This is a genomic window from Ectobacillus funiculus (assembly GCF_004138295.1).
Taxonomy (GTDB): domain Bacteria; phylum Bacillota; class Bacilli; order Bacillales; family Bacillaceae_G; genus Ectobacillus; species Ectobacillus funiculus.
Window position 1 is genome coordinate 1 of record NZ_SCFM01000001.1, and the last position, 13,851, is coordinate 13,851.

At 38.2% G+C, this 13,851-nt stretch carries 13 protein-coding genes; 8 read left to right on the plus strand and 5 right to left on the minus strand.

Annotated features, from left to right (window positions below; all coding sequences use genetic code 11):
- Both EP737_RS25890 and EP737_RS00005 read left to right on the plus strand, forming a co-directional pair.
- Positions 1–202: hypothetical protein (locus EP737_RS25890; RefSeq protein WP_205650837.1), on the plus strand; the 202-nt coding region annotated here is incomplete at its 5' end.
- Positions 190–864 carry a serine/threonine protein kinase gene (locus tag EP737_RS00005; RefSeq protein ID WP_129725781.1) on the plus strand — a complete coding sequence of 225 codons (675 nt, stop codon included), beginning with the start codon at positions 190–192 and terminating at the stop codon, positions 862–864. The genes EP737_RS25890 and EP737_RS00005, both read left to right, overlap by 13 nt.
- 115 nt (positions 865–979) lie before the next feature.
- On the opposite strand, the gene EP737_RS00010 is transcribed toward EP737_RS00005, so the two are convergent.
- The 3 genes from EP737_RS00010 to EP737_RS00020 all read right to left on the minus strand — a co-directional run bounded on the left by EP737_RS00010 (position 980) and on the right by EP737_RS00020 (position 4,187).
- Positions 980–1,702, minus strand: coding sequence for a hypothetical protein (locus tag EP737_RS00010; protein WP_129725783.1), 723 nt, complete (start codon positions 1,700–1,702; stop codon positions 980–982).
- A gap of 137 nt (positions 1,703–1,839) precedes the next feature.
- Positions 1,840–3,255: a branched-chain amino acid transporter BcaP gene (bcaP, locus tag EP737_RS00015; RefSeq protein ID WP_129725785.1), complete on the minus strand. Its 1,416-nt coding sequence runs from the start codon at positions 3,253–3,255 to the stop codon at positions 1,840–1,842.
- A gap of 401 nt (positions 3,256–3,656) precedes the next feature.
- Positions 3,657–4,187: a ferritin-like domain-containing protein gene (locus EP737_RS00020; RefSeq protein WP_129725787.1), complete on the minus strand. Its 531-nt coding sequence runs from the start codon at positions 4,185–4,187 to the stop codon at positions 3,657–3,659.
- Positions 4,188–4,347: 160 nt separating this feature from the next.
- On the opposite strand from EP737_RS00020, the gene ppnP reads away from it, so the two are divergent.
- Entirely contained in the window at positions 4,348–4,662 is a 315-nt protein-coding gene (gene ppnP, locus EP737_RS00025) for a pyrimidine/purine nucleoside phosphorylase (protein ID WP_129725890.1), read from the plus strand.
- Between the two features lie 121 nt (positions 4,663–4,783).
- Here the strand turns inward: ppnP and EP737_RS00030 are convergent, their stop codons facing one another.
- Both EP737_RS00030 and yppF read right to left on the minus strand, forming a co-directional pair.
- The gene (locus EP737_RS00030; RefSeq protein WP_129725789.1) at positions 4,784–5,212 is read right to left on the minus strand and encodes a hypothetical protein; all 429 of its coding nucleotides are present in this window, start codon (positions 5,210–5,212) and stop codon (positions 4,784–4,786) included.
- A 172-nt stretch (positions 5,213–5,384) separates the two neighbouring features.
- On the minus strand, positions 5,385–5,606 hold the full coding sequence (gene yppF / locus EP737_RS00035; protein WP_129725791.1) for a YppF family protein: 222 nt from the start codon (positions 5,604–5,606) through the stop codon (positions 5,385–5,387).
- 123 nt (positions 5,607–5,729) lie between these two features.
- Between yppF and EP737_RS00040 the strand changes: the two genes are divergently transcribed.
- From EP737_RS00040 to EP737_RS00060, 5 genes are all read left to right on the plus strand, one after another.
- The gene (locus tag EP737_RS00040; RefSeq protein ID WP_246040103.1) at positions 5,730–6,149 is read left to right on the plus strand and encodes a DUF3231 family protein; all 420 of its coding nucleotides are present in this window, start codon (positions 5,730–5,732) and stop codon (positions 6,147–6,149) included.
- 183 nt (positions 6,150–6,332) lie between these two features.
- Complete coding sequence (locus EP737_RS00045; protein WP_129725795.1) at positions 6,333–7,673, plus strand: MDR family MFS transporter; 1,341 nt, start codon at positions 6,333–6,335, stop codon at positions 7,671–7,673.
- A gap of 475 nt (positions 7,674–8,148) precedes the next feature.
- Positions 8,149–10,965, plus strand: coding sequence for a response regulator (locus EP737_RS00050; protein WP_246040105.1), 2,817 nt, complete (start codon positions 8,149–8,151; stop codon positions 10,963–10,965).
- Positions 10,966–11,832, plus strand: a complete 867-nt coding sequence (locus tag EP737_RS00055; RefSeq protein ID WP_246040107.1) for a CheR family methyltransferase — start codon at positions 10,966–10,968, stop codon at positions 11,830–11,832.
- 31 nt (positions 11,833–11,863) lie between these two features.
- Positions 11,864–13,837: a PAS domain S-box protein gene (locus EP737_RS00060; RefSeq protein WP_246040108.1), complete on the plus strand. Its 1,974-nt coding sequence runs from the start codon at positions 11,864–11,866 to the stop codon at positions 13,835–13,837.
- Positions 13,838–13,851: the final 14 nt, after the last annotated feature.

Sequence of the window (13,851 nt, forward strand, 5' to 3'; positions counted from 1 at the left end):
CTTCGCCCAAAAGCAGGGCTCGCCAGTCGGCGAGTTTTCTTTAGAACGTAAGCATAAGAACATTGGAAACAGGCAGTTAGCAGGTTACCTGTTTCCAATATTTTTTATATGTTTCTACTGCCATGACCATGAAATGACGTGTAAAATGAAGAGAGAAGGTGCAGATGGGGATATATTGGAGCTGAGCAGATGGAGCAATTAAATAAATTCGTAGAGAGAATCGAAACAACGCTACTAAAGGGAGTTCGTCTAGAAAGCGAAAATCCGTATGATCCAGTTGTTGTTAAGCACACTCCAACTGGATGGAGCTGTATAGGAGCAGGAAACTATGCGGCTGTGTTTGCATACCAAGGAAATGAAGAGTGGGTTGTGAAAATTTATGCTAGGGAACAAGAAGGACTGAAAAAAGAAGCAAAGGTATACCGTAAGCTAGGGGGGCATCCTGCTTACTCTGAGCTTATTTATCAGGGAGAGCAATACTTAGTGTTAAAAAGGCTCAGGGGTATTACTTTATACGAAGCGGTTCATAAAGGGATACAAATTCATGAGAGTATTATCCACGATGTAAATGAAGCATTACAATATGCTAGAGAGCGCGGACTCACCCCTTGTGATATCCATGGGAAAAATGTGATGATGAATGAAGGGAAAGGGTATGTAGTTGACATCTCTGATTTTTATAAGCCTGGCGAGGACGAAAAGTGGAATGATTTAGTGAAAGCTTATTATAAATTCTATAAGCCATTTTTTTATAAATATTCTATACCAATCCCTGATTTTGTATTGGATGCTATACGGCACTCATATCGATTTTATCGAAAATGGAGAAAGAAAAGAAAGCAAGTGCAGTTGTATAAAGGATAAGATGTTTCCTTGCTTGTATGAACAAGTCCTTATAATAAAATAATCCTCTCCGATGTGTGTTGGAGAGGATTATTTATCTGTAGGGTATAAGCAGTGTTTGTGTTGTTATTCAAAGTTATCGGTAAGGAACCTCACGGGCTAAATATTCTCCTATTAAATCTTTAATATAAGGAGCTTCTTCTTCCTTGAAGAAAATCATAATGCCTTCTTCGGATTCTTCTCCATTTTCCTTTGTCACAGTATTGCGAAGCAGAACGCCGTCTCCTGTTTCTGGGACAATGCCAAGTTTATAATGAATGTTATACTCTATATCTCCATTAGGAGAGTGCTCTTCAATGTGAGCATATTTATCATTTGTAATCCACTCAATAGAATCATTCTCCTCGACGTCTTCTTCAAACTCATCATCATAGTCATCAAATTCTTCAGGATCATCATCATAGTCATCAAATTCTTCAGGATCATCATCGTAGTCATCAAATTCTTCATCTTCTTCATCGAAATCCGCATCTTCCATTTCATCCAAATATTCATGAAAAGCATCATGGATAAATGCGAGCATTTCATCTAAATTCCCAAACAGAGCCTTTGTTTCAAAAGCAGTATCCTCTTCAGAATGATAGCAATAAAATTCTTGATTGACTGGATCAAAATGGATGAGACAAAAGCTTTCCTGTTCACCCTCATCAAAACCGACAGCAACTGAGAAGATAAACGAAGGATGCTTTGTTGTTGTGTCTGTATCAAATACAATATTAAGTTCATCAAAGCCCTCGCATATGCCAGGAAGGCTTTGTCTTACTGCGTGTTCCATTCTATAAAACCATTCTAAGCTCATATGATCTCCTCCTCGCTATAACGACTACCCCTAAAGGTTTCCCATGTAAGGCTAAAACATGCTATTTACTTCGAAAAATACAAATAAGAGGAATAAAAAAAAGGGCAATCACAGAACACTATGATTGCCCTTTTTTATTAGCTTGCTTGTTTTTTGCCTGCGTTAGCCCCGTTTAAGTTGCTGTGTCTGCGTCCGTATACGAAGTAAATAACAAGACCGATAACCAGCCAAATACCAAAGCTAATCCAAGTAACTGCAGGAAGCTGCAGTACGAGATATCCACAGAAGAGAACTGCTAAAATTGGAACTAACGGAACGAGTGGAACCATGAAGCCTCGTTTTAAGTTAGGTTGTGTTTTACGTAGTACTAAAATACCGACGGAAACCATAATAAACGCGAACAAGGTTCCGATGTTTGTTAGTTCCGCTAATTTGCTAAGAGGAAGTACTCCCGCAAAGAATGAAACAACTAAACCAATTAACCAAGAGTTTACCAATGGGGTTTGTGTTTTTGAATTTACTTTAGAGAACACTTTTGGAAGTAATCCGTCACGGCTAATTGCATAGAATAGACGAGTTTGTCCATACATCATAACAAGTAATACTGTTGTAATACCTGTGATTGCCCCTAGAGAGATAAAGCCTGCTATCCAATCTTGACCAATGTAATTTAACGCAAAAGCCACTGGATTTTTTACACCAAGCTCAGTGTAAGGGACAATCCCTGTTAAAATTGCAGAAACGACAATATATAATATAGTACAAATTGCCAAGGAGGAAATAATTCCAATTGGCATGTTACGCTTTGGATTTTTAACCTCTTCTGCAGCAGTTGAAACTGCATCAAAACCGATATAAGCAAAGAATACGGTTGCTGCACCTGTTGCTACACCGGAGAAGCCAAATGGCATAAATGGTGTCCAGTTGTCTGGTTTTACATACCATACACCTACGCCGATAAATAAAAGAACAACTGCTATTTTAATGATTACCATGATCGTATTGAAACGTGCTGATTTTTTTGCGCCTTGTGTTAATAGGAATGTCATAACAAAAACGATTAAAATAGCTGGTAAATCAATAAATGTACCCTTTTCTGGATTATATGCACTTGTTAAGGCTGTTGGGAAATGGATACCAAAGCCTGCAAGCAATCCTTGGAAATAACCGGACCAACCAGCTGCAACAGCTGAGGCTGCAACACCGTATTCCAAAATTAAATCCCATCCTAAAATCCAAGCGATCAGCTCACCAAACGTCGCATAGCTGTAAGTATAAGCGCTTCCAGATACTGGCACAGAAGAAGCGAATTCTGCATAGCAAAGAGCCGCAAATACGCAAGCCAGACCTGAAAGAACAAATGAGAGTACAAGTGCAGGTCCAGCGTGTTCAGCGGCTGCAACTCCTGTTAGTACGAAAATCCCCGTACCAATAATGGCACCGATTCCGAGCATCGTTAAATCGAATGCTCCTAGTTCTTTTTTGAGTCCTACACCTTTATTGTCAGATTCTTTAAGAAGAGTCTGAATAGACTTCTTTCGAAAAAGACTCATATAAATCACCTTCCTAGTGTGCTGAAAAAATTATGTCGAAATATTTTGTTCGCAGAAGTGATTGTATAATGGATATGACAGTTTGTAAAGTTTAAATATTAAAAAAATTATAGAAAGATATGACAAATTCTTTAAATTTATATATAAAGCAACCGAAAAATACAAGGGGTAATTGTTAGAATTTTGGATATATTCTTAACAAGACTAGTTCTTTAAAAGGTTGATAGAATGAGGAAATAAAAGGAATGGAATTATTAGAATAGTTTTTTGGGATCTGGGGAATAGCGGGATAAAAACTTATTTTTATTATTTTAGGAAATAGATGAAGGTTGGATTTATATTGTATGCGTATAAAAGAAAGGCGAAATAGATTGCAACTGCATTCCATTTCGCCTATCGCTTCATTCAGAGCGGCTGAGTCCAGCTTGGAAGGCTGCAAGGTGATTAAGGGAAGCGTGTCGAATGGTTGTCATCGCTCTTTGGACATCTGCAGGGATTCCGGGAGTCTCAAGAAGTTTAGTATACATTGAAATGTGATCTGTTTCTTTCTCGATGCCTACTCTAAAGGCTGCCTTTAAGGATGCTGGCGCTTCTGTAAGATTGGCAGCTTGATTTTTAGGGACAGGGACCTTGTAGGCTTTAAATAACGGTAGTAAGGTTTCAATATGTGATTGCTCGGCCTTTTTAATACGCACAAATGGTTTGACAGCCCCGAATTTTTGAATGACTGCGTCACACCTTGCCTGTGCTGCATATTCATCCTGAAGTGCGTATGTTAATGCTTTTTCTAATGTAATGGAAGAGTCTTGCAGCGCCCCCTTTGCTCCTAGGTTTTGGAGCGTATTTGTTTGAGCGGAAACAGTGTAAGATACTGTAAGGAACAAAATGGAGGCAATCATGCAGCTGATATACTTAGAAACCGAAGTTTTCATGACAAGAAAATTCTCCTTCCGTACTTGTATTACGAATAGCTTATACAATATTTGTAACAATATACAGATAGTATGAACGAAGGATAAAAGATGGTTTTCATTCTTTCAATTCTATGGTATTGTAAGACAATAACGCAAAGGAATGAGAATATTGACACAATTGACACAATTCGAAAATGTAACTATTTCAAAGAAAGCTAATGTGTATTTTGAAGGAAAGGTAACAAGCAGAACAGTAGTGTTCCCTGATGGTACAAAAAAGACATTGGGTATTATGCTTCCGGGAGAATACGAATTCTCTACTTCTGTGAAGGAAGAGATGGAATTCGTAGGAGGGACTTTAGAATATAAGTTACAAGGCCAAGATTGGCAAAAAATCGAGGAGAGCGGCGTATTCTATGTGCCTGCAAACGAGACATTTCTATTGAAGGTTTATACTGTTGCTGATTATTGCTGCTCATATATAAGTGAATAATTATCTATTAACCATGTAACAAATAGAGGGTGTCTCGAACTTCGGGACACCCTCTATTTTTAGTACACGAAGAGTGGGTTTTAAACTAACATACTGATTTTAGATGCTCGATGAGTTTTCTTTAGGTAGATGATAAAGGCTTGTTTCTTTCTTTTAGAATATCTTGAATGATTTCGATGTGAACGGCAGCCCAAGCTTTCTCGTGAAAGTGAAGGATCACGCTAATGGTTAGAAGGAGGATGTAAATAAAAGAGAAGCCAATGACAATTAAACCTCCGTAATTAAAAAGAAATTTTTGCAGTTGATTGGAGAATACTAACAAAATTAACGGTCCCGATGACACAAGGATAGGGATAATTCCTGAACCATTCTTTTCTTTAATCATACGATAATAAATTTTTTTTAACATACGGTCATCAATGGTACTATAAAACTTTTGGATTTCATCAATTTCTGTAAGTTCTTGGATAGATATAAACTGTTGGTCCTTACTCAGTGTTGTTTTTAGTTTTAGATAAAATCTATGAGCATCTCCGCGTGTTGCAAACATATTCAATCCTCCATTATTAAGGAATTCTTAATAGAAGATTTTGCATGAGAGCTGCTTTTTATACGTAGCTGAGGTATTTTAAGATAGGCTGCCTTAGCAGGAGTTGGTAGAATCTAGCTCATAATGCGGAAAAATGGATGTAGGAAAGGCTGGTTCACCATTCAGCCTTTCGCTATAAAGCTGTTCGGTTAAATGTTAGAATATTTTCAAGAATAAACCTCCCGGCTCTCTCCACTCCTCGCTTATTAAGCTCTCGAAATAAACTTTTATAGTCACTGGCAGATAAATCGCCACCAGTATAGCTTTTTTGCAGATAGTCTAATAATTCCATTGTATGTAACGGTACTCGTTTGTTCATGAGTATAAATTGGTGTATAAAGTCTTGCAGTAACACTATTACTCAACCTCCATATAACATGTTTAATATACAAAAATCATACCATGGAACCGATTATAAATTGATTATTTTGAAAATTCAAACTTGCGACATTTATCAACAATATCCTAGTTTATTTTTTTGCACTTTAAGAATGATGTGATGGGATTTGCTCAAGTAGCCAAACATCAGGAAGTAGAACGGTATTTCTTAAGGGGAAAACAAATTGTCCAAAAGCATATGGACTTCTTTAGTGAGATTTTAAAGAAAGAAGACCTTTCTGCTCCTATGTCTTGGGATACAGCTGTTAGTAATTCTACAATAAGTCCCTTTTCAGATAAGTTGATGATGTTTCATGTATCCGCAATGACGGCAGCTGGAATAGGGAACTATAGAGTAGCTATGTCTGCAAGTCCAAGGCGGGATATTGGAATGAGATATGCATCCTTACTTCCTGAAGTTTCGTTATATGCAGAAGCTGGGGCTAATATTATGATTGAGCATGGTTGGTTAGAGGAATCGCCCCAAACAGATGACCGGGATAAGCTGGCAAAGGAATAAATAGTGCACGAATGCAAGCGATAAAGCCTGCAGTAAAAATCTGAGCTATTGATACTAATCAGATTTTTACTGCATAAGGTATGAATGCAGTATCGTTAAATTGTAGATAGCAGATGAATTCTTTTTGCTAATTAGTTAACATAGTGTATAATACCTTGTTGGTATAAAGGAGGGGCGGGACAAATGAAAAACAGAACTTCTATTATGATTAGCATTATCCTTGCGATGTTAGTTGCGTCTATGGATTCTACTATCATGAATACGACTATGCCGATTATTGCAAAGGAATTAGGGCGATTTGACCTATATGCGTGGTCATTTGCGTCATATATGATTTTTTGTACAGTTCTTTCGCCAGTTGCGGGAAGAATTTCTGATTTATTCGGAAGGAAACAAGTATTTGCATCGGGAATTATTTTATTCTTAATTGGTTCGCTTTTGTGTGGATTAGCTCAAGGTATGATACAACTGGTTATCTTCCGTGCTATTCAAGGAATCGGGGCGGGTGTCATGATGCCATTCCCTGCGATTATTGCAGGAGATTTATTTCCGATTGAGAAGCGTGGGAAGATTCAAGCCTTTTTTACGGCAATGTGGGGGCTCTCTGCGATATTGGCTCCGATGCTTGGTGCCTTCTTTGTAGAGTATATGACATGGAGATGGATTTTCTTTGTCAATTTGCCGATTTGTATTTTGTCTATTGTTATGCTGCTGCCGTATAAAGAGGTGTATACACCGAAAAAAGCAAGTGTGGATTATCTGGGTGCGGCTTTATTTGCGATTGGTGTCAGTCTGTTGCTGCTTGTGACGGTATTAGAGAGCGAGCAACTTTTATATGGGATTGCAGGAATTATGATTCTCGTTATCTTTTATTTTTATGAGAAAAAGCAAACGTCTCCTATTGTCCCGATATCGATGATTCACCACAAAACGATTAAGTGGATGAATATTAATGGATTCGTAGGATGTGCTGCTTTATTTGGTACATCCAGTTACATCCCTTTGTTTTTGCAGAGAATGGCCCATCAATCGATTTTTATGAGTGGTGTAGCGTTACTAGGTATGTCACTCGGCTGGATGGTGGCTGCTGTACCGGCAGGGAAATGGATCCTCAAATATGGATACCGTATGCTGCTTATTATTGGCAATGTTTTACTTGTTATGTCTGGTATTATGCTCGCTCTGCTGCAAGAAGGAAATGGCTTCTGGTATGTATTTATCGCTATGGTTGTTCAAGGGATTGCATTTGGTCTAATCTCGACCGTCAGCGTCATTGGTGCACAGCAATTTGTAGCACCGCATGAAAAAGGGATTTCGACGTCTTTTCTAATGTTCTCTCGTAATATCGGTACCGCGATTGGTGTAACAATTATGGGTGCTTTCCTGACAAAGGCGTCCATTTTTATGGAAGGTATGCACCATTTGTTTGTATTTGGGTTTGTAGGAAGTTTGCTTGCGCTTTTAACTGCATTCTTTATTCATGATAAATCGCACGAAGAAACAACGAGCGTACAAGTGGTGTAATAGATAAAAAGGATGAAAGTCACAGGCAGGTATGATTCACTCTATACTTGTTTGTGACTTTTTGTATGACGAAAAGGTGAAAATGAATAACGGCTCTTTTATAATCTTGACTACCCAATAACTGTTTTGTGTAATACATTAGATATACTAGAAGTGGCATCAGCAATTGGATTTATATAAATTGGTAATTGTAACCATTTTTTATTGCTTTTTGGCTGTGAATCCTGAATTTTCACATAAGTTCCATGTGAAAGTGCATGATATTAAACTTTATTAACACAGGGACATAACGTGTCCAAGGATTGCTTGTTATGCCCTCTTATAATATAATTTCACTTGGGAATATTAAGAAAAAACAGTTGTTTTTCTACATGACTTTTTTATGTTTGCTTTTGGATTTATAAATTTTTATCGATCCGCTCTCTAATTAAAAAACTCGGCTGAAACAATACCTTCTCATCCTTTCTTTACAGGTATGAAAAAGTTTGATAGAAATATCTTCGAGTTTTTGAGTCATGTTAAATGGAACGGAGGTCATATGAAGTTTAAGACAAAGCTATATGTTGGACTAGGTTCTATATTTGCCCTAATTATAATCCTTTTAGGCATTCTATTGAGTATGCTTAATCAATTAACTGTAAATATGAATGTTGTAGTGAATGAATTGTCTGATAGGGTAAAGCTCACTTCAGCTATTCAGTATGAGACGAATAATATGGATAAAGAATTGCGTGAGGTTGCATCTCATCCTCCTGAGGACATTCGTCCGAAGATTATAAATGATTGGGAACAATCTCGCCTGAATATCAACAAGTCCCTTGCTTCCCTTCAGGAGATAGATAAACGTGAGAAGTCTCAGGAATTAATCGCAAAGTTTAACACTCTGTATGAAGCATATGAAGGCATTGGTCAGCAAGTTATCACCCTTCAAAAGGTTGATCCCAATGCTGATTTGGATACATTGTTATGGGGGGACTTTAAGCTGACGCAACAACGTATGCTGCAACTCGTAGATTTGCTTCATACGTTGCAGGAACAAGAAATGAAAAATGAGCTTTATCGAACTCGACAAACATATAACTTAGCTGTTCAGGTGATTTATGCTTATGCCATCATAGGGTTTTTAATCGGTTTAGGAATCGCCCTTTGGTTAATAAGAGGCATGATAAGGAATCTAAATCGAGTGACATCAGTGATGACGAGTGTTTCCGAGTATCAAGGAATGCGGTTTCCTCGGATTGAGGTTACTTCTAAGGATGAAATTGGCGCGATTTCCGAAGCTTTTAATGGTATGGCCCAATCCCTAGAGGAATATATGGAGCAGGAGCAGGAATTAAAGAAAAAGGCGGAGGAACATAGCTGGTTAAAGTCAAGGATTGCAGAAATCACTGCTATATATCCTACGGTAGAGGATTTTCAAACATTGGCGAAGTTATTTATTGAAAAGATTACACCGATGGTACGAGCCCAATATGGTACCTTCTATATTAACGAGGGAAGCGGCGAACAGCAGTATCTGAAAAGAATGGCTTCGTACGCATTTATTCCTGACGCGGCTGAGTTCGATGGCTTTCATTTTGGAGAAGGATTGGTAGGTCAATGTGCTATCGAGAAGAAGCCTATTTTAATTACGGAAGTGCCTGACGATTATATGAAAATTACCTCTGGAACTGGTAGGGCAGCGCCGAAGAATATTTTGATCCTTCCTGCTGAGTTTGAAGACGAGGTCGTAGCCGTCATTGAGTTTGCTTCATTTGAGCCGTTTAGTGACCTTGAGCAGCTATTTCTTCATGAAGTTATGAGCCATATTGGAATTACGATTAATAGTATTGGAAGCCGTATGAAAGTGAGAAATTTGCTTCATGAATCACAGGTTCTAACTGAAGAAATGCAGAGCCAATCTGAGGAACTGCAGATGCAGCAGGAGGAACTAAGAACAATGAATGAGCAGCTTGAGGAGCAGTACCAAAGCTCAGAACAGAGGAAAGAGGAGCTTGAAAAAATCAGCAGAATGCTCGAGGAAAAGGCTCAGCAGCTTGTCCTTAGCTCCCAATATAAATCTGAGTTTCTGGCAAACATGTCTCATGAGCTTCGAACACCGCTTAATAGCCTGTTGATTCTAGCTCAAATGTTGGCAGAGAAAGATTATGCAAATCTTACATCTAAGCAATTAGAGTATATTCAAACCATTTATTCATCTGGTAATGACCTACTCCATCTTATCAATGATATTTTAGATTTAGCGAAGGTGGAAGCAGGAAAAATAGAAGTAATTCCGACTGCTGTAAGACTTCAAGATGTGAAACAGCTTGCTGAAAGACAATTTTTACCATTAGCACGTCAAAAGGGAATCCGTTTTTCAGTGCAGCTAGATGAGGACGTACCAGAAGTACTTTATACGGATGAGCATCGACTTAATCAAGTTTTGAAAAATCTATTATCGAATGCTTTTAAGTTTACAGAAAAAGGGAGTGTATCTTTAATCATACACAAGGCTGTTAAAAAAGGCTCGAAGGATAGATTTTCTGTGGAACAAAAAGATTCAGCATTAGCTTTTTCAGTAATTGATACCGGAATTGGTATTCCAAAAGAAAAACAAGCGCTTATTTTTGACGCCTTTAAACAAGCCGATGGGACTACTAGCCGCAAGTATGGCGGTACCGGATTAGGGCTATCGATTAGTCGAGAAATTGCTCAATTGCTGGGTGGATTTATTGAAATGGATAGTGAAGAGGGAGCAGGGAGTTCTTTTGTCCTATACCTTTCAAACTATGAATTAAACAGTCATGGAGAATCCCTATCTGCAAGAATGGAAGTTGCAGCGGGTCAGATGGAGCAGGAGATTTCTTCAGTTGAAAATAAAGTGAGCGCCTATCCGTATGAGACAAATGAATCTAATACAAGTGGAAATGCCTTGATGAGAGGGAAGAAGATTCTAATTGTGGACGATGATATGCGGAATATATTTGCCTTAACAGCAGCACTGGAAGGATATGAGATGGAAGTTTTATTTGCGGAAAATGGCGAGGAAGGAATTGAGGTTCTACAGGAAAATCGTGATATAGACTTGCTTATGATAGATATTATGATGCCAAAAATGGACGGATTTGAAGCAATGCGCTTAATTCGAGGTATGAGCGAGTTTGCAGAGTTGCCAATTATCGCTTTGACGGCTAAGGCTATGAAGCACGACAGGGAACAATGTATTGAAGCAGGAGCCTCCGATTATATTAGTAAGCCAATTAATTTAGATCAGCTATTCTCTTTAATGCAAGTATGGCTATATAGATAGGTGGGGACGGCTATTACAGATCAATTTAATAAAATCAGAGACAATCATCATAGTGAGCTGGAAAAAATAGAGATAGAGCTATTGTTGGAAGGTATTTACCGTTATTATGGTTTTGATTTCAGAAACTATGCCTTCCCGTTCCTGCAAAGGCGAATTCTGCATTGCATGGGAGCAGAGAAGCTTACAAGTGTATCAGCATTGCAGGAAAAGGTCTTTCGTGATTCTGCAGTAATGAAAAAATTGTTTGCTGAGTTCTCTGTGAATGTGACAGAGATGTTTCGTAATCCTTCCTTTTTCTTGGCGCTTCGTACAAAGGTGCTCCCTATGCTGAGAGAGTGCAATAATATCCGTATTTGGCATGTTGGTTGTGCCTCAGGAGAGGAAGTGTACTCTATGGCAATTCTTTTGCATGAAGAAGGGCTGTATGAGAAAACAACTATTTATGCAACTGATATGAATGCGAAGGTTTTGAAAAAGGCTAAGCAAGGGACCTTCCCTTTAGAAAGAATGCAAACTTATACAAAAAATTATTTTCAATCCGGAGGGAAAAGAGCTTTTTCAGAGTACTATACAGTGCAGCAGGAACAAGTAATTTTTCAGCCATTTCTTAGAGAAAATATCGTGTTTGCTCAGCATAATGTTGTGACGGACCATTCATTTAATGAGTTCCATATTATTATTTGCCGGAATGTTATGATTTACTTTAATAAAGTTTTGCAAAATCATGTACATCGACTATTATACGACAGTCTAAGCGTATCTGGTTTCCTTGGACTGGGTGAAAGAGAGGAAGTTCAATTTACGAGCTATGCAGACTACTATAACGAATTTGACTCGAAAGAAAGACTATATCGGAAAATCAAATAGTGTAATAACTTCTAAGAAAGTGAATATCTTAATGGTTGATGATCGACCAGAAAACTTGTTAGCTCTAGAGGCAGTGCTTACATCTCCTCATTATCACTTAGTTAGCGCAAGCTCTGGAGAAGAAGCGTTAAAGTGTTTGTTGCAGAAGGATTTTGCAGTTATTTTACTGGATGTACAAATGCCGGGATTGAATGGATTTGAAACTGCGAAATTAATTAAGAAACGAGAAAAGTCCAAGAATATCCCAATTATTTTTATTACAGCTATCAGCCAGGATATGGAGCATGTTCTTCAAGGCTATTCCGTTGGAGCTATTGATTATATTTTTAAACCATTTTATCCAGAAACGCTCCAAAGAAAAATAGAACAATTTGTAAAAATACATCAAAATCATGAACAAATCAGGATGCAAAGTGAAGCAAAGCGTTCCGTCGAACTTGAGGAAGTGCATAATAAATTAGATATAACAACTCTTGATTTACGCAAGACAGAGGCACTTTCAAGAGTAATTGGTGAAACATTAAGGGATACAATTGTTACTTGTGATGAGCGAGGCTACATTCTATCTGTCAATCCTGCGGTAACAGAGATGTTTGGATACCAAACAGAAGAGTTACTAGGACAATCTATTACAGATCTCCTCCTTTCTATAAAGCAGGATGGGGGAGAAAGTACTACTTTTACCACTGCTTCCTTTGTTAAGCAAGTTACTAGGCAGGTAATGGAATGTACTGCGTTACGCAAAGATGGAAGCCATTTCTTTGCTGACATTCAAATCGGAGAAGCTATCATTGAAGGCGATTGCATCTTTGTGTGCTCCATTCATGACATTACAGAGCGGAAGCAAATGGAAGAAGTGAGAAACCAAAGATTTAATGAGTTAGAAAAGCTGGTGGAGGAAAGGACGTTAGACCTTTTATTAGCTAATGAGAAGTTACAGAAGGAAATTGAGGAAAGAAAAAAGATAGCAGATGATCTCTATCTATCTCAAGACCGCTTTCGGAAGATTTTTGAATCCAGTCCGTGTTTAATAGCGATTCGTTCCTTACAGGATGGAAGATATATAGATGTGAATGCAAGCTGGTTACATTATACCGGTTATCATTATGATGAGGTGAAGCAGCAAACGTCTGACTTATTAAATTTTGTTCAGAGCTGTGATGGCGACGATACTGACTTTGATACTCTTGCATTTAGTAAGCCAATTCGGAACATGAAAATCAGTTATCAAACTAAAATGGGAGAAGTACGGCGTGGTTTATTATCAACAGAAATGATAGAAATTCAGGATGAAACATGCGTCCTGATTGTGCTGATAGATATTACCGAAAGGGATCTTCTAGAGAAAGAAGTGTCGCGATTAGATCGTTTGAATTTAGTTGGGGAGATGGCTGCTGGAATTGCCCATGAAATTCGAAATCCGATGACAACGGTTCGTGGATTCTTGCAAATCGGAAGAATCGACAGCAAACAGCTTTCGCCTGAGCATATCGATTTAATGCTGGAGGAGCTTGACAGAGCCAATGGTATTATTAAAGAGTTCCTGAATCTGGCCAAAAACAAAACGAACCATAAAACAAAACAATCTCTCAACTCGATTATTGAGGCCTTATTTCCGCTTATACATGCAGAAGCCTTGCTTGCAGGCAAACGGCTTTTGTTAGATTTGGAGGACTGTGCGGAGCTGTACTTAGATGAAAAAGAAATTCGCCAGCTTGTATTAAATCTTTCTTTAAATGGGCTAGAGGCTATGACCTCTGGAGGCCAGCTTACGATTAAAACCTATTCCGAGGGGCAAGAGGTTGTAATGGAAGTACAAGACCAAGGCACTGGCATTACAGCAGAATTGCTTGATAAAATTGGAACTCCATTTTTTACAACGAAGGATAATGGAACAGGACTAGGTTTAGCAGTATGCTATAGCATAGCTGAACGCCATCATGCTGTAATTAAAGTACAAACAAATGACCAGGGAACTATCTTTTCAATTCATTTTAAAGCCTGATTTGCTCCGCTTTA